General features: G+C 71.4%; 13 protein-coding genes and 1 pseudogene. 10 read left to right on the top strand and 4 right to left on the bottom strand.

The window, feature by feature from the left end; translation table 11 throughout:
* Nucleotides 1–75 precede the first annotated feature (75 nt).
* Nucleotides 76–2,181 (top strand): alpha-galactosidase, encoded by a 2,106-nt coding sequence (locus tag QF034_RS03940; RefSeq protein ID WP_307179796.1) that lies wholly within the window; start codon nt 76–78, stop codon nt 2,179–2,181.
* 34 nt (nt 2,182–2,215) lie between these two features.
* Here QF034_RS03940 and QF034_RS03935 read toward each other — a convergent pair whose 3' ends face one another.
* The 4 genes from QF034_RS03935 to QF034_RS03920 all read right to left on the bottom strand — a co-directional run bounded on the left by QF034_RS03935 (nt 2,216) and on the right by QF034_RS03920 (nt 6,581).
* The gene (locus QF034_RS03935) at nt 2,216–3,364 is read right to left on the bottom strand and encodes an acyltransferase family protein (protein ID WP_307173576.1); all 1,149 of its coding nucleotides are present in this window, start codon (nt 3,362–3,364) and stop codon (nt 2,216–2,218) included.
* Nucleotides 3,365–3,539: 175 nt separating this feature from the next.
* Nucleotides 3,540–5,171 carry a cellulase family glycosylhydrolase gene (locus tag QF034_RS03930; RefSeq protein ID WP_307173575.1) on the bottom strand — a complete coding sequence of 544 codons (1,632 nt, stop codon included), beginning with the start codon at nt 5,169–5,171 and terminating at the stop codon, nt 3,540–3,542.
* 34 nt (nt 5,172–5,205) lie between these two features.
* Complete coding sequence (locus QF034_RS03925; RefSeq protein ID WP_307173574.1) at nt 5,206–6,318, bottom strand: GDSL-type esterase/lipase family protein; 1,113 nt, start codon at nt 6,316–6,318, stop codon at nt 5,206–5,208.
* Nucleotides 6,319–6,416: 98 nt separating this feature from the next.
* Entirely contained in the window at nt 6,417–6,581 is a 165-nt protein-coding gene (locus QF034_RS03920) for a hypothetical protein (RefSeq protein ID WP_307173573.1), read from the bottom strand.
* Nucleotides 6,582–6,762: 181 nt separating this feature from the next.
* Here QF034_RS03920 and QF034_RS03915 point away from each other — a divergent pair.
* The 9 genes and pseudogenes from QF034_RS03915 to QF034_RS03875 all read left to right on the top strand — a co-directional run.
* Nucleotides 6,763–7,417, top strand: a pseudogene (locus QF034_RS03915) (alpha/beta hydrolase); the annotation flags it as partial.
* Nucleotides 7,418–7,478: 61 nt separating this feature from the next.
* Complete coding sequence (locus QF034_RS03910) at nt 7,479–8,360, top strand: alpha/beta hydrolase (protein WP_307173572.1); 882 nt, start codon at nt 7,479–7,481, stop codon at nt 8,358–8,360.
* 51 nt (nt 8,361–8,411) lie between these two features.
* On the top strand, nt 8,412–8,942 hold the full coding sequence (locus tag QF034_RS03905; RefSeq protein WP_307173571.1) for a GNAT family N-acetyltransferase: 531 nt from the start codon (nt 8,412–8,414) through the stop codon (nt 8,940–8,942).
* Nucleotides 8,943–9,101: 159 nt separating this feature from the next.
* Complete coding sequence (gene efeU / locus QF034_RS03900; protein WP_307173570.1) at nt 9,102–11,174, top strand: iron uptake transporter permease EfeU; 2,073 nt, start codon at nt 9,102–9,104, stop codon at nt 11,172–11,174.
* Between the two features lie 50 nt (nt 11,175–11,224).
* On the top strand, nt 11,225–12,499 hold the full coding sequence (gene efeB / locus QF034_RS03895) for an iron uptake transporter deferrochelatase/peroxidase subunit (protein ID WP_307179795.1): 1,275 nt from the start codon (nt 11,225–11,227) through the stop codon (nt 12,497–12,499).
* Between the two features lie 222 nt (nt 12,500–12,721).
* Nucleotides 12,722–13,576: an ABC transporter permease gene (locus QF034_RS03890; RefSeq protein ID WP_307179794.1), complete on the top strand. Its 855-nt coding sequence runs from the start codon at nt 12,722–12,724 to the stop codon at nt 13,574–13,576.
* Nucleotides 13,573–14,460, top strand: coding sequence for a carbohydrate ABC transporter permease (locus tag QF034_RS03885; RefSeq protein WP_307173569.1), 888 nt, complete (start codon nt 13,573–13,575; stop codon nt 14,458–14,460). The genes QF034_RS03890 and QF034_RS03885 overlap by 4 nt, the downstream gene beginning before the upstream one ends.
* 17 nt (nt 14,461–14,477) lie before the next feature.
* Nucleotides 14,478–16,127 (top strand): extracellular solute-binding protein, encoded by a 1,650-nt coding sequence (locus tag QF034_RS03880; protein ID WP_307173568.1) that lies wholly within the window; start codon nt 14,478–14,480, stop codon nt 16,125–16,127.
* Between the two features lie 43 nt (nt 16,128–16,170).
* Nucleotides 16,171–17,226 carry a LacI family DNA-binding transcriptional regulator gene (locus QF034_RS03875; protein ID WP_307179793.1) on the top strand — a complete coding sequence of 352 codons (1,056 nt, stop codon included), beginning with the start codon at nt 16,171–16,173 and terminating at the stop codon, nt 17,224–17,226.

The raw sequence follows: 17,226 nt of genomic DNA, 5'->3' as shown, positions 1-17,226 counted from the left end.
CGGACCTCCGCTCCCCGAGGACGGGACGGGGTCAGGAGGGGGAGCACCTTGACCGGCACGGCGGATGCGGCGCACATGGCCTCCAACCAGCGGCGGGACGAGTTCACTTGGGGGCATCAGGCACTCCGGGCCGGGTTCGCCGTCGCCGCCGACGGAACGCTGCGGCTGGTCCGGCTGGCCCACCCCGACGACGACCGCCCCGCCGCCCCGCACTCCGCCCTCCCGCTCGTGGAGCTCACCGCCCTCGGCCACGGCAGCGGCTGGTCCGGCCCCCGCTTCACCGGCACGGCCTTCGGCGCCCGGCTCGCCTACCGGACCCACCGCACGGACAGACGTAACGGCTGGGAACGGCTGACCGTCGAACTCCACGACCCGGCCACCGGGTTGACGGCGTTCGTCGAACTCACGTCACCCACCGGCGTTTCCGTCCTCCGCTCCCGCGTCCGGCTGCGCAACGAGGGCCGCGAGCCGCTGGTCGTCCAGTCCGTCAGCAGTCTCCTGCTCGGCGGCCTGCCCGCACCGGACGCCCTCGACGTCCACCGGGCCCGCAACGACTGGCTAGCCGAGTGCCGTTGGTACAGCGAGCCGCTGCGCGCCGCCGTCGCCGACATCCACGTCGACGTCCACCAGCACGACAGCCGGGCCGCCCTCGCCCTCACCGGGCGCGGCAGCTGGCCCACCGACGGGCATCTGGCCATGGGCGCGCTGACGGAGCGCGGCGGCGGCCGGGCCTGGGCCTGGCAGGTCGAGTCCCCGGCCGGCTGGCGCTGGGACGTGGGCGAACACGCACACGGCGGCTACCTGGCGCTGAACGGCCCCACCGACGCCGAACACCAGTGGCGGGTCCGGCTCGCCCCGGGCGAGGAGTTCACCACCGTGTACGGGGCCCTGGCCCTCGGCTCCGGCCTCGACGCGGCGATCGGCGCCCTGACCTCCTACCGCCGGGCGATCCGCCGCCCGCACCCGGACCACACCGCCCTCCCCGTCGTCTTCAACGACTACATGAACACCCTGATGGGCGACCCGACCACGGCCAAGCTGCTGCCGCTCATCGACGCCGCCGCGGACGCCGGCGCCGAGTACTTCTGCATCGACTCGGGCTGGTACGACGACGACACCCGGGGCTGGTGGGACAGCGTCGGCGCCTGGCAGCCCTCGCCGCGCCGCTTCCCCGACGGCGGCATCCAGGCCGTCCTGGACCGGATCCGGGAGCGCGGGATGGTGCCCGGGCTGTGGCTGGAACCGGAGGTCGTCGGGGTGCGCAGCCCCGTCGCGGCCGAACTGCCCGGCGAGGCGTTCTTCCAGCGCGACGGTGTGCGCCTGGCCGAACAGGGCCGCCACCAGCTCGACCTGCGGCATCCGGCCGCCCGCGCCCACCTCGACAAGACCGTGGACCGCATCGTCGGCGACTGGGGCGTGGGCTACCTCAAGCTCGACTACAACATCGTGGTCGACCCCGGCACCCAGGCCCCCGGCGACCTCGCTCCGGGAGCCGGGCTGCTGGGCCATGCCCACGCCTACCTGGACTGGCTGTCCGGCGTGCTGGACCGCCACCCCGGCCTCGTCGTGGAGAACTGCGCCTCGGGCGGCATGCGCATGGACGGCGCCACCCTGGCCGTCGCCCAGCTCCAGTCCACCAGCGACCAGCAGGACCCCCTGCGCTACCCGCCGATCGCCGCCGCCGCACCGACCGCGGTCCCGCCCGAACAGGGCGCCGTCTGGGCCTATCCGCAGCCCGGCTTCGACGACGACCTGATCACCACGACCCTCGGCGGGGCCCTGCTCGGCCGGATCCACCTCTCGGGCCACCTCGACCGCATGTCGGACCACCAGCTGGCCCTCGTACGGGATGCCGTCGCGGTCTACAAGTCGATCCGCGGGGACCTCGCGCGGGCCCTGCCGTTCTGGCCGCTCGGCCTGCCCGGCTGGACGGACGAGTGGCTCGCCCTGGGGCTGAAGGTCCCCGGAGACCGCACGGCGTACCTGTCGGTGTGGCGGCGCGGCGGACCGGCCGAACTCCGCGTCCCCGTCGGGCACCTGGCGGGCCGGGCCGTCCGCGCGGACGTCCTGCACCCGTCCTCAGCGGAGGCGGGCCGGGCCGTCTGGGACGGGGAGGGGCTGACGGTGTCCGTGCCGCGCACGCCCGGCGCGCTGCTGATCCGGCTCACGCAGGACGGGTAGGCGGGGTGCCGGGCGGTTGGCGGGGCGGCGGGCGTCACCCGCGTACCGCGCTCCCCTCGCGGACGGCATTCCGTTCCCGCGCCCGCTGAGGTGCGTCCCGGCGGAACGCCCACGCCATGTCGGGCTCCATCACCCAGCGGAACAGCCGCCGCACCGGCGGCGTGCACAGCGCGGTCACGAGCACCGCGGCGAAGACCGTCACCACGACCATGCCCACGGGCCGGTGAACCCACGCCGGCTCGTACCAGCCCCAGAACTTGGACCCCTGGGCGACGAAGCCGTGCAGCAGGTAGCCGTAGAGCGTTCCCCCGCCCAGCACCGTGAACCACGCCCGGCGCCCGGGCACCCACGCGAGGAAGCAGGCCACCAGGACCAGCGAACAGCCGAAGGTCACCAGCGTCATCACGGGCCCGTACCAGGCGGGCGCGCCGAGTTCCCCGGCGCTGTCACGGTGGTAGAACCAGGCGCCGCTCATCCGCGGGACCGCCCAGTAGGCCGCGACGACGGCGGCGGCGAAGACCGGCACGGCCAGCATCCGCGCCGAGCGGCGGCGCACCAGCCGGAAGTGCTCCGGCTTCAGCAGCAGACCGAGGACGAAGTACGGCAGGAACTGAAGGGTGCGCTGCAGGTCGAGGTCGTTGCCGACGGACGAGAGCGTCGCCAGCATCGCGATGACGAGGGCGATCGGCAGCGGCCACCGCACGCGCCGCCACACCGGCGTGGTCAGCCGCCAGACGAACAGCGCCGCCAGGAACCAGGTCAGATACAGCGGATCCAGCAGGCTGACCGGCCGGTCGGGCTCCTGGTCCGTCCAGCGGGTGAACAGCGTGTACGCCGTCTCGAAGACGACGTACGGCACGGCGAGCCCGGTGACCAGACGCCTGATCCGTCCCGGGCTCGCGTCGAAGGAGCGCGAGAAGTAGCCGGAGATGACGATGAACGCCGGCATGTGGAAGGCGTAGACGGCCATGTAGAGCGCGCTGACCGTCCGGCTGCCGTCCCGCAACGGCTCCCAGGCGTGCCCGATCGCCACCAGCACGATCGCCAGGTACTTGGCGTTGTCGAAGAACGCGTCGCGCTGCCCGGCCTGTTGCGGCGGTGCGGCGGCCTCGCGTGCGGTGCTCGCGCCGGTCTCGCCGCTCCCGCTCGGCACGGCCCGCATGCGCAGGGTGTCCTCGCTCATCGCACCTCCCGGGCACGGTGCGGGGAACACGGACGGGCGGGTACACGTCTTGCCGGAGTGACGGCGGTGGGGTGCCGGTGCGACATCCCCGCCGCCTCACCACTCCGGCCTGGCGTAAACCGCTTTCTGGTGTGGATGTTGCGCGGATCACACCCAGGGGGGTGATGCCGCCCGGTCAGCTCACCGAGCAGGCCGCGCCGTTCAGCGTGAACGCCGTCGGGCTGGGGTTCGCCGTCGCCCGGGAGGCCGTGAAGCCCAGGGTGACCGAACCCGACGCGGGGATCGTCGCGGTGTAGGGGGCGGCCGCCACGCTGACCTCGGAGCCGCTCTGCGTCGCCGTGCCGCCCCACAGGTTGGTGATGCGCTGGCTGTCCGGGAAGGTCCAGCGCAGCGTCCAGCCGTTGATCGCCGACGTGCCGGCGTTGCGCAGGGTGATCTCGCCCTGGAAGCCGCCGGGCCAGCTGCTCGTCACCCGGTAGCCGACGCCGCAGGACGACGGCGAGCCGCCGGAGGAGGTCGTGAACGTCACCGTGGCCGAGCGGGGCGAACGGTTGCCGGCGGCGTCACGGGCGTAGACCGCGAACGTGTAGGCGGTGGCGGGGGACAGGCCGGTGAGAGTGGCGGTCGTGGTGGCCGTGCTGGTGGCGACCGTCTCGCTGCCGCCGCTGACCCGGACGACGTCGTAGCCGGTGACGCCGGTCGCGTCGGTGGCGGCGGCCCACTTCAGGGTGGCGGACGAGGAGGTCACCGCGGACGCGGCCGGGGCACCGGGGGCCGTCGGGGGAGTGGTGTCGCCGCCGGAGGAGGAGTAGACGGTGGCCTCCTTCGAGGTGGCGGCGATGCCGTTGGCGCCCTTGAAGACACGCTGGCCCCAGGAGCTGAGCCGTGTGGGGTCGAAGTCGATCGCCAGGTCGAGGACCGGGTCGGTGTTGCCGCTCCAGGACCAGGCCAGGTAGCCGAGCCCGAGCTGCTGGGCGACGGCCATCATGGTGTCCTCGTCCGGGTCGCCGTACTGGTCGGCAGGGCCACCGAACTCACCGATGAGGATGGGCAGTTTCGCGTTGACGAAGGCGTTCAGGTAGTCGGTGATCTCCTGGGCGGTGTCGTACACGCTGTACATGTGGATCGAGAAGATCAGGTTGCCGGTGGGGTCGGCGTCGTAGATGGACTGGGCGTTGGCGCGCATGACGCCCTGCCAGTCCTGGCCCCAGTTGGGCGCGTCCACCATGATCGTGTGGGCGAATCCTGCGTCACGGAGCTTCTTGACGGCCGCGATCGTGGGCTCGGTCCAGCCGGCGGGATTGGTGTTCCCCCAGGGCTCGTTGCCGATGTTGATGATGACGTGGTTCTCCTGGCCGGTGAGCACCTCCTTCAGGCCGATCCAGTAGTCGGCCGCGTGGTCGAGGGTCCCGGCCGCGGCCTCCTCCCCGTAGCCGGTGGTGTCGTGCACCTCCAGTACGCAGATGAGCCGGTTGGCCTTGCACTGGGTGATGACGCCCGCCACGTCCTGGGCGCTGTTCTTCGTCCAGCGGTGGCCGTCGGAGAGGACGACGCGGACGGTGTTGGCACCGAGCGCCTTGACGTCGGCCAGCGACTGCGTTTCGCCGGGGTACCAGGTGTGGGCGTGGTTGACACCACGCATCACGAAGTCGTTCCCGTTCGCCTCCAGCAGCCGGCCGCTCTGGATGCGGAAGCCGGTGGCCGCCGCCTGGGCGGGTGCGGCGAAGGAGAGCAAGGGGACGAGGAGGCCCAGGAGGGCGGCCACGACGGCGGCCACTCGTGGGGCGGTGCGGGTGCGGGATCTCATGGCGGCTCCAAGGGTGAGATGGGGGGACGGTGCGTCAGGAAGACGCGGCGCGCGCCGTGCAACTGACAGTCGCCGACGGGGTGCCGGCCGTTGCCGGGGTACTCGCGATGAAGCCGAACGTGGCGTTCGCACCGGGGGCCAGGGTGCCGTTCCAACTCGCGTTCGTGACGGTCGCCGTGCCGTCGGCGGCCGTGGTGAGGGTGCCGCCCCAGATCTGGGTGAGACGGGCGCCGTCGGCCGCCACGACGGTCACGGTCCAGCCCGTGACGGACGACGCGGACGTGTTGGTCACCGTCACCTCGCCCTGGTAGCCGCCCTGCCAGACGGAGGGGGCCCGGAAGGACGCGGAGCAGGAGGGCCGACCTCCACCCGGGTCGCCGGGATCGCCGGGGTCTGATGGTGCGTCCCCGTCGAGGAGGGAGGTCAGGGCCGGGTACCACCGGGCGGCGATCTTGTCGTCACCGGAGGCGTTGGGGTGTACCCCGTCGTAGGTGTCCGTGGCCGTACTGAAGCCCGTCCACTGGTCGACCACGGTGATCGAGGAGCGTTCGGTGCTGGTCGCCCGGGCCCAGTCGGGGATCCGCGCGTTGAAGTCGACGACGCGTTGCGCACAGGCCGCGCAACTGGCCGGATTCATGGGGATGAGCTGTGCGACGAGGATCCGCATGTCCGGATTCGAGGCCCTCATCTGCGTCACGAGCTTGGTGTACGCGGCGAGGATGCGGTCGGGGGCGATGCTGCTCCACACGTCGTTCGTGCCGAAGTGCATGACAACGATGTCCGGACGGGTGGCCGCGAGCCTGCCCGGCAGCAGGTTCTGGTCGGCCACGTTGGTCACCAGCTCGCCGCCGTGACCCTCGTTGTCGCCGTCGTGCGCCTGTCCGCAGCCCTGCGGCGGGAGGGTGCCGACGAAGTCGATGTCCGTGTATCCACTGTTCAGCAGCCGGTTCCAGAGCACCGCCCGCCAGCAGCCCGGCGAGCCCGTGATCGAGTCGCCGAGCGGCATGACGCGGACGGGGTCGGCCGCCGCCGGTGCGGCTGTGGCCCCGGGCGCGAAGGTGATGCAGAGGGGGAGGAGCAGGGCGGCCAGGAGGCCGAGAACCGGGGCGATCCGTAAGCGTGGGGACGAGCGGCGGGTTCTGCGCATGGTGATCCCTTCTCCGGATGAAGTGGGAGCGCTCCCATGCATCAAGCCATTGTTGTCATTGACGCGTCAAGAGGGGCGGGGGCATCTCGCAAGTCTGGTCAGCGTCGCGGCGTGCGGCGCCAAGGGCTGAGGGCGGTCGTCGCGGGTCCCCGGTGTCCGGTCACGCCCTCAGCGATGAGGGAGACGCCGATGCCCAGCATCCACACGTCCTTGGCCGGCGCGGTTCCCTGCTCGGTGGGGCGCAGGCTGCCTTCCTGACGCATGCCGGGCGTCTGCAGGTACAGCCCGAGCGTGCCGCAGGAGAACGCGGTGAGCGGAGCCCCGGCGACAGCGGCAGGGATGATCGGCAGGAGCAGTGAGGTGGCAATGGTGATCTCCCCGGCGGTGAGCAGCCGGGTGAACTTCTGGGCGTCGAGCTTGCCCAGGAAGGGGTAGGTGGCGCCGCGCGAACTCGCCGTCGGAGCCCGTGCGGCGCTCGCCTTCGTGGAGTACCCGAACGCGCCGGAAGCGCACTATCCGACCGCGATCGAGCAGGGCTACGCCACCGCCCAGTGGAACACCCGGGAAGGGGCGTCCAAAGGCCTGGACGCCGGGCGCATGGCGGTGGCCGGCGAATCGGTGGGGGGCAACATGGCCGCCGCGCTGGCGCTGATGGCCAAGGAACGCGGCGACGTCGCCTTCGTGCAGCAGTCGATGTACTACCCGGTCACCGACGCGGCGATGAACACCGCGTCGTACGAGCAGTTCGCCACCGGCTACTACCTCTCCCGCAAGGCGATGGAGTGGTTCTGGGACGCCTACACGACCGACCCGGCGCAGCGCGCCGAGATCACGGCGTCACCGAATCAGGCCGACACCGAGCAGGCCACCGGGCTGCCGCCCACGTACCTGCGCGTTGACGAGGCAGTGTGTGCTGCGCGACGAGGGAGAGGCCTACGCCGCCAAGCTGCGCGCGGCGGGCGTCCCCGTGACCACCGTGCGCTACGACGGCACCATCCACGACTTCATGCTGCTCAACGCGCTCAGCGAGACCCCAGCCACGCGAGGCGCCGTCAGCCAGGCCACCGCTTTCCTGCGCGCCGGGCTCGCAACGGGCTGAGGCGTCCGCAGACGAAACCTCACAACAGCAGAAATGTCCCGGCTCACCAGGAGGAACTGCCATGACCGACGCAGGGTCGAACTCGCCGCCGGACGGCAAGACGATCACCGAGCACGAACTGGAGCAGTGCGGGCGCGCGAACGAGACCGGCCGCCAGCCGGTGGTGTTCGTCCACGGTCTGTGGCTGCTGCCCAGCAGCTGGGATCGCTGGGCGAAGCTGTTCGAGGACAACGGCTATGCAGCCCTGACCCCAGGCTGGCCGGACGACCCCGACACGGTCGAGGAAGCCGCCGAGCACCCGGAGGTGTTCGCCGGCAAGTCGATCGGCCAGGTCGCCGACCACTTCGAGACCATCATCCGCGGGCTGGACCACAAGCCGGCGATCATCGGCCACTCCACGGGCGGGCTGCTGACCCAGATCCTGGCCGGGCGGGGCCTGGCCGCGGTGTCGGTGGCGATCGATCCCGCCCCCTTCCGCGGGGTGCTGCCCCTGCCGATCTCGACCCTCAAGTCGAGCTTCCCGGTGCTCGGCAACCCGGCCAACCGCAACCGCGCAGTGCCGCTGACCTACGAGCAGTTCCGCTACGCCTTCGCCAACGCCGTGAGCGAGGACGAGGCCAGGCAGCTGTACGACACCTACGCCGTGCCGAGCCCGGGCAAGCCGCTGTTCCAGGCGGCCGCGGCCAACCTCAATCCCTGGACCGAGGACAAGGTCGACACCAAGAACCCCGACCGCGGACCGCTGTTGCTCATCTCCGGCGAGCGGGACAACACCGTCCCCTGGGCGATCGTCAACGCCTCCTACAAGCAGCAACAGAACAACCCCGGGGTGACCGAGATCGAGAAGATGCCCGGCCGGGGGCACGCGCTGACCATAGACAACGGCTGGCGTGACGTCGCCGAGAAGGCGCTCGCGTTCGTCGGACGGTTCGTCAAGAGCTGACCCGTCACGTCTTCGGGATCGCTCGCTCGGGCTCGCGATATGTTGCCCGCCATGACTGGATTAGGACCCGTCGCCTGGCCCCTTGCCCCGATGAAGACCGAACGGCTCGTGCTCCGCGAGTCCGAGGCCCGGGACCGTGCCGCGTTCATCGAGCTGTTCGCCTCGCCGGAGGTGAGCGCCTACCTCGGTGGCCCCCGACCGCGGGATGAGCTCGAACGTGCGGTGCCTGCGGTTCCCGGGCGGCGTCCCGGCCTGTTCGTGATCGACCTCGACGGAGCGATGATCGGCACGGTCACGCTCGACCGTCGTGACGCGGAACGCCCGGGTCGCGTCCGTCCGGGTGGCGGAGATGCCGAACTCGGCTACATGTTCCTGCCGGAGGCGTGGGGACGCGGGTACGCCGCCGAGGCGTGCGCGGCGGCACTCGACTGGTTCGCCGATGCGTTTCCCGGCGAGCCGGTGGTGCTCTGCACCCAGACCGCCAACGAACGCTCGATGCGGCTCGCGTCGAAGCTGAGGTTCACCGAGGTGGAGCGGTTCGAGGAGTTCGGCGCCGAGCAGTGGTTCGGCGTGTGGTCGTAGGGGCTTACCGCCCAGGTCTCCGTACTTTTGCCGTGCCATGAGGCATTCATGACCGGATGCCCAGAGAGCCGAGGTCATGATGGTCGGCGTCGGTAAGGCATGCCTTGGCTAACTCGCTCGCGTGGTGGCCGGGGCGGAGGGCCGGGAGGGCCGCAGCACATGTGGGACGACGCGTTTCCCAGCTTCCTGATCGGGCTGAGGGAAGGACTGGAAGCCGGTCTCATCGTCTCCGTGCTGGTCGCCACCCTGGTGCGGGCGGGCGCCAAGTCCCGTCTGCCGCAGGTGTGGACCGGCGTCCTGGCCGCGATCGCGCTCTCGATGAGCTTCGGCGCGGTCCTCACGTTCACGGCCGCGTCCCTCTCCACCGCCGCCCAGGAGGCCTTCGGCGGCGCGCTGAGCATCGTTGCCGTCGCCTTCGTGACCGCGATGGTGTTCTGGATGCGCCGCTCGGCCCGCAGCCTGGCGGGCGAGATCAAGGAGAAGGTCACCGGGGCACTGACCATGGGCGCCGGCGTGCTGGTCCTCACCTCCTTCCTGGCGGTGGGGCGCGAGGGCCTGGAGACGGCCCTGTTCCTGTGGACCACGGCCCGCGCGGCACACGAGTCGGCCGGGCCGCTGACCGGCGCGGGCATCGGGCTCGTACTGGCGGCGGTGCTGTGCTGGGGGCTCTACCGCCGGGTGCTCTCCATCAACCTCACCCGCTTCTTCACCGCCACCGGCGCCGTCCTCGTCGTGATCGCCGCGGGCGTACTCGGCTACGGCCTGCGTGACCTCCAGGAGGGCGGGGTCCTGCCCGGCGGGACGGCCTACGCCGTCGACCTGAGCGGCAGCGTCGACGCAGGGTCCTGGTACAGCACCCTGCTCCAGGGCGTGCTCAACCTGACGCCGACGATGACGTGGCTTCAGGTGGCCGGGTACGTCGGGTATCTCGGCGTGGTGATGACGCTGTTCGTGAGGGGGGTGCGGGGAGGTGCCCCGGCCTCGGCCCCGAGTCCGACACGGCCCACGCCCGCGACACCGCCCCGGCCCGCGAAGGCCCCATCGCCCCAGCCCACCCCCGCGGCACCCACCCGCCGCCGCCCCGCCTGGCTCATCCCCGTCGCCGTCGTCGCCGTGCCCGCGGTCCTCGCCGGACTCGTCGTCGCCCTGGCACGCCCCAAGCCCGCCGGGGGCGAGACGGTCGCCGTCTCCGCGAAGGACTGCGGTCAGGGCTTCACCGCGCCCGAGCCGGGGCGGCGGACCTTCCAGATGCGCAACACCGGCGACCAGACGTCCGAGGTGTACCTCATCGACCCGGACACCCACGCGGTCTACGGCGAGATCGAGGGCCTGGCCCCCGGCACCACCCGGGACCTCGTCGCCACCGTGGCGGGCGGTACGTACGCCTGGCGCTGCGTCCCCGCCGACGGCAAGGCCGTCACCTCCAGGGCGGTCCGGGTCGGCGGCGCCGCCGGTGCCGGGGCCGTGATCCCCGTCTCCGAGCGGGATCTCGCGGGACCGCTGCGGGCGTACAAGGCGTACGTGAACCGGGGCCTGGCCACCCTCGTCACCGAGACCCGGACACTCAGCGACGACATCCGCACCGGGCACCTGGACACGGCACGCGCCGACTGGCTGACCGCGCACCGCACCTACGCCTCCCTCGGCGCCGCCTACGGCACCTTCGAGGACTTCGACCAGAAGATCGACGGCCGGCCCGACGGTCTGCCGGGCGGGGTCGATGACAAGGACTTCACCGGATTCCACCGGATCGAGTACGGGCTGTGGCACGGCCGGTCGGCCGGTGAACTCAAGGGCCCGGCGAATCAACTCGCAGCCGACGCCGCCGGGTTGCGGAAGGCCTTCCCGCATCAGGACTTCGACCCCTCCGACCTGCCCCTGCGCGCCCACGAGATCCTGGAGAACACCCTCCAGTTCGAGCTGACCGGCGACACCGACCAGGGCAGCGGCACGGGACTGGCCACGGCCGAGGCCAACCTCGCCGGTACCCGCGAACTGCTCACCGTCCTCAGGCCGTTGCTCACCATCCGGGCCCCGCGTCTGCTCTCGACCGTCGGCGCGGACACCGCGCGACTCCAAGCACTGCTCGACGCCGAGCACCACGACGGCGGCTGGATCCCCGTCGACCGGCTCGGCCGGACCGCGAAGGACCGGATCGACGGGGCCACGGGGCAACTCCTGGAAGACCTGTCGCCCGTGCCGGACCTGCTGGAGATCAGGAAGTCCGCGTGAGCACGGGCCACCGCCGCCGGCACGACGAACACGCCGAAGGGAACACCCTCATGCCGTCCGCCGACACGCCTCCGCCGGGCTGCCCCGCTCACGCCGGCCGCCGCTCCTTCGTCAGGACGGCCCTGGGCGCCGGAGCCGCGGGAGCCGCACTGGCCGGGGGCGGGTTCGCCCTCGCCGAGAGCAGTGACGGCACGGCCCGGGCCGCCGCAGGGACGGACGCCGCCGCCGTGCCCTTCCACGGAATCCACCAGGCAGGAATCCTCACCCCCCAGCAGCAGGCCGCCGCCTTCGTCTCCTTCGACGTCATCGCCGGCGACCGCGCGGAACTGGCCGACCTGCTGCGGACCCTGACCCAGCGGGCCCGTTTCCTCACCACCGGCGGCACCCCCGCCGACCTGGGTGTCGGCGCCCCGCCCTCGGACAACGGCATCCTCGGGCCGGTCGTCCCGGCCGACGCGCTCACCGTGACCGTCGGCGTCGGCGCCTCCCTCTTCGACGACCGCTACGGACTCGCCGAGGCGAAGCCGCGCCGGCTCACGCCCATGCGCACCTTCCCCAACGACAACCTCCACCCGGCCGAGTGTCACGGCGACCTGTCCCTCCAGATCTGCGCGGCCCGGCAGGACACCGTGCTGCACGCGCTGCGTGACATCGCCAAGCACACCCGGGGCGCGATGCAGATCCGGTGGCGTGTCGACGGCTTCCAGAACGCGCCCCGGCCCAGCGGCGCCCAGCGCAACCTGCTGGGCTTCAAGGACGGCATAGCCAACCCGGACGTCGCGTCGGCCCGCGAGATGGACCACCTCGTGTGGGTCGGCGAAGGGCGGGGCGAACCCGGCTGGGCGACCGGAGGCAGTTACCAGGTCGTCCGGATCATCCGGATGCTCGTGGAGTTCTGGGACCGGGTCTCGCTGACCGAGCAGGAGCAGATGTTCGGCCGGCGCAAGGACACCGGTGCCCCGCTGGACGGCGCCAAGGAGACAGACAGCCCGAACTACGCCAAGGACCCGCACGGCACGGCCATCCCGCTCGACGCCCACATCCGCCTCGCCAACCCGCGCACCACGGCGACCGACGACTCCCGCATCCTGCGCCGGGGTTACAACTACGACCGGGGCGTCGACAGCGTCGGCGACCTCGACATGGGCTTGATCTTCTGCTGCTACCAGCAGGATGTGCGACGCCAGTTCGAGGCCACCCAGACCCGGCTGATCGACGAACCCCTCGTCGACTACATCTCCCCGACCGGCGGTGGTTACTTCTTCGCCCTGCCCGGCGTGCGTTCGTCCTCCGACTGGTTCGGCCGGGGACTGCTCTCGGCCTGAAGTCCCTTGTCCCGGCTTCAAGTCCCGTCTGTGTCAGAAGTGTTGACCGCGCAGTGAAAACGTTTTAACTTCCCTTCACCGGACACGCCGAGGTGAGGGGGAGCCGTGGCAACTGCCTTACGGGAACGAGCAGGTACGAAGGGGGTGGGCCCGGGCGGACGCGACCCTGATGGGGTGAAGCGTCAGCGTAAAGGTTTTCAGAGCTGGACGTTGTTCCTGCTGATGCTGCCCGGCGTCGCCTACTTCCTGCTGTTCCACTACGGCGCACTCGTCGGCAACGTCATCGCGTTCAAGGAGTACGTGCCGTTCGACGGCCTGTGGGGCAGCCCCTGGGTGGGCCTCGGCAACTTCCAGCGCATGTTCGAGGACGCGGCGTTCTGGGACTCGGTCCTCAACACCCTCTGGATCGCCGTCCTCCAGCTGGTCTTCTACTTCCCGGTGCCGCTCGGTCTCGCCCTGCTGCTGCACACCCTCACCTGGAGTTCGGTGCGCCGGTTCGTGCAGTCGGTGGCGTATCTGCCGCACTTCATCTCATGGGTGATCGTCGTCGCGCTCTTCCAGCAGGTGCTGGGGGACACCGGCCTGCTCAACAGCGGCCTGAGCGGAGCCGGTCTGCACACCGTCGACATCATCGGCGACCCCGACGCCTTCCGGCCGCTCGTCGTCGCCCAGGTCGTCTGGAAGGACGCCGGCTGGGGCACGATCATCTTCCTCGCCGCGCTCGCCCAGGTCGACGAGCAGCAGTACGAGGCCGCCGCCATCGACGGCGCCGGGCCCTGGCGGCGCTTCTGGCACGTCACCCTGCCCGCCATCCGCCCGGTGGTCGTGCTGCTGCTCATCATACGGCTCGGCGACATCCTCTCCGTCGGCTTCGAGCAGATGCTGCTGCAACGCGACGCGGTCGGGCCGGAGACCGCCGAGGTCATCGACACGTTCGTCTACTACCAGGGCATCGTCGGCGGCGACTACGGATTCGCCGCCGCCGCGGGCCTGTTCAAGGGGCTCGTCGGCGCCCTCCTCGTGTACGCGGCCAACAAGGTCGCCCACCGTCTCGGCGAACAGGGGGTCTACAAGTGAGCGCGTCCGCCCGGCCCGGCTGGATGGAGAAACCCCGGCCGCTCACCCAGACCGCGAAGGCCCTCGCCCTCGCCGCGGTCGTGCTGCTGGTGTGCGTGCCGTTCCTGGTGATCGTGTCGACCTCGCTGGCGTCCACCCGGGAGGTCGTCGACAACGGCGGCTGGGTGCTGTGGCCCACCGAGCCCACGCTCGACGCCTACCGCGACATCTTCGACGGCGGCATCGTCACCCACGCCCTCGGCGTCAGCGCCGGTGTCACGATCGTGGGCACCCTGCTCAGCCTCGCCTGCACGGTGACCCTGGCCTACGCGCTGTCCCGCCCGGGCGTCTTCGGCGGCAGACCGGTCCTGCTGCTGGTGCTGTTCACGTTCCTCTTCCCGCCCGGCATGATCCCGAGCTTCCTGCTCGTCAAGGAACTCGGCCTGCTCGACTCGTACGCCTCGCTCGTCCTGCCCGTCCTCGTCAACGTGTTCAACCTGGTCGTCCTGCGCGGCTTCTTCCAGTCGGTCCCCGAGGAGCTGTACGAGGCGGCCCGGCTGGACGGGGCGGGGGACTGGCGGGTGCTGGTGTCGGTGGTGCTGCCGCTGTCCAAGGCCGCGCTCGCCGTCGTCGGCCTGTTCTACGCCGTCGCCTACTGGAACTCCTGGTTCTACGCCTCGCTGTATCTGGAGAGCGACCACTGGCCGCTCCAGCAGGTGCTGCGCACCTACGTGGTGGCCGGTGCCGGACTCACCGACGCGACCACCGGCGAGGCCACCGTCACCGCTCCGCAGACCGTGCAGATGGCCGTGCTGGTGATCGCCACCGTGCCGATCCTGCTCGTCTACCCCTTCCTGCAGAAGTACTTCACCAAAGGCGTGCTCACCGGCGCCATCAAGAGCTGACACGAGGTGGTTCACCCATGCCCCGCATGTCCCGACGCACCCTCCTGCGCTCCATGGCAGTGGGCGGTGCCGCCGTCTCCGTCCCCGGTCTGCTGACCGCGTGCTCCTCGGACTCCGGCGACAGCGACGTCTCCAACACAGGCAAGAAACTCGCCCCCTGGCCCGCCTACCGCCCGGCGACCGGGCCCAAGCCGGACCTCGCGCCCACCGAGGAAGGCGTCCAGGCCGGCTACACCTCCTACCCGTCCGACCTGGTCAAGTCCGTCCCCCGCACCCCGGGCGACGGCTCCACCGTCCGCGTCATGACGGTCTCCTTCGGCACACCGCCCAAGCCCGCCTCGCAGAACCGCTTCTGGGCGGCCGTCGAGAAGGCCCTCGGCGTGAAGATCGAGTACACGATCATCTCCCAGGCCGACTACCAGAAGAAGATGGCGACCGTGATGGCGGGCGACGCCGACGCCCTGCCCGACATCATCAACATGTTCGCCGGCTTCACCCTGCCCCGTGAGGCACAGTTCGTGCAGCGCCGCGCCCAGGACCTCACGCCGTACCTGTCGGGCGACGCGATCGCCGACTACCCGAACCTCGCGGGCATCCCCACGCACGCCTGGCGCGACATGGGCCGCATCGGCGGCCGTATCTACGGCATCCCGCTGGAACGCCCGCTGCCCGGCTCGACCCTCTGGATCAACCAGGACCTGTTCGCCGACGCGGGCATGAAGGAGGGCTGGACCGCCGAGGACTTCACCGCCGTGGCCCGGCGGGGCACCCGCGGCAGGACGTACATGCTCGGCGCCGCCAACGGCTCCCTGTTCGGCAACGGCTTCCACTCCGCCGCCCACAACGCCCCCCAGCGGTGGGCCGTCACCAAGGACGGCACCTTCCTGCCGGCCGCCGCCGACGAGCGCTACAAGGCGTCCGTCGCCTTCCAGGCGCAGCTGCGCAAGAACGGCTCCTACCACCCCGACGCCACGTCCATCTCCCAGATCGACCTGACGACCCTCTACTACAACGGCACCGTCGGCTCCATGCAGGACGGATTCGGCGCCTACCTGCCCAAGTACCGTGAGTCCCAGGGCAAGATGAGTCCCGCCGCGGCCCTGCCGTACAGCGTCGGCGGAGAGCCCGGCGGCATCGTCGCCGCCCGCCGCTCCTTCGGCTACACCGTCCTGAAGCAGGCGAAGAAGGAGCGCATCGAACTGCTGCTGCGCATCCTGGACTACCTCGCCGCGCCCTTCGGCAGCGAGGAGTGGGAGCTCGTCCACTACGGCGTCGAGGGCGTCCACTTCACCCGCGCCAAGGACGGCTCGCCCGAGTACACCAAGCTCGGCGAGGTCGAGAACAACACCAACCTGCCGCTGAAGTACCTCGCCGAAGGCCCCCAGGTGCTGTTCGTGCCCGGTATGCCCGACGCCGTGCGCGCCCTGCACGCCTGGCAGCGGAAAGTCGTGCCGCACGCCATCCGCGACGCCTCCTTCGGGCTCCAGTCCGCGACGAACAACGCCCAGGGCGCCACCCTCAAGACGTTCCTGGACGACACCATCACCGGGATCATCGCCGGGCGCCTGCCCATGTCCGAGTGGGACGCGGCCGTGAAGAAGTGGCGGAGCCGGGGCGGCGACAGAATGGCCGAGGAATACGCCAAGGACTACGCGGCCAACACCTGAACAGCGGTGGGCCGAAGAGGAGACGCGGGGGATGGGGAACGACATGGGGTCCAAGGGACGGGTCACGATCCGCGAGGTCGCCGAGCGGGCGGGTGTGTCCACGGCCACCGCCTCCCGCGCGCTCAGCGGCAACCACCCGGTGCCCCCGGCCACCCGGGCCCGGGTCCTGCGCGCGGCCCGCGACCTCGACTACGTGGCCAACGCGCACGCCCGCGCCCTGGTCGGCGGCGGCCGCAAGATGGCCGCCGTCGTCGTCCGTCAGGTCACCAGCCCCTTCTACGCCCAGGTCGCCGAGGGCGTGGAGGCCGAGGCCGCCGACCGCGGCTGGCTCTGCGTGGTCGGCGCCACCGGCGGCGACGCACAGCGCGAGATGGAGTTCGTCCAGCTCATGCGGGAGGAGGGCGCCCGGCTGGTGATCCTGGTCGGCGGGGTCGTCGAGGACGACGCCTACCGCGAGCGCGTCGCCCACTACGCCCACGCCCTCGACTCCTCCGGAGCCCGGCTCGTGCTCTGCGGCCGGCCCGCGCCCGACCCGGAGATCCCGGCGCTCGTCGTCGAGTTCGACAACGAGGCCGGGGCCCGCGCCATCACCGCCCATCTCCTGTCGGCCGGCCACCGCGGGATCGTCTTCCTCGGCGGACTGCCCGGCAACACCGCCCTCGACGCCCGCGTCGCCGGCTACCGGGCCGCCCTCGCCGAGCACGGGCTGCCGCCCGAGGCCGCACACGTCGTCGACTGCGGCCTGGGCCGGGCCGCCGGCCACCGCGCGATGACCGAACTCCTCAAATCCACACGGGAGTTCACCGCCGTCTTCGCCGGGGACGACATGGTCGCCGCCGGCGCCCTGCGCGCCATCGCCGACACCGGACTGCGCGTGCCCGGCGACATCTCCGTCGTCGGCTACAACGACATCCCGCTCGCCGAGGACTTCAACCCGCCCCTCACCACCGTCCGCACCCCCGCGGAGGAACTCGGCCGCGCCGCCGTGCGCATCGCGCTGCGCGACCCCGAGCACGCCGCCGGGGCCCGCCATCTGCTCGGCACCCACATCGTCGTACGCGACAGCGTCGGCGCGCCCCCGCCCGGGCGTGCCCTGTGA

Origin of the sequence: Streptomyces africanus, from assembly GCF_030816955.1 — a bacterium.
Taxonomy (GTDB): domain Bacteria; phylum Actinomycetota; class Actinomycetes; order Streptomycetales; family Streptomycetaceae; genus Streptomyces; species Streptomyces africanus.
The sequence above is the reverse complement of the archived record's forward strand: the minus strand, read 5'-3'. Positions and strand labels throughout refer to the sequence as shown.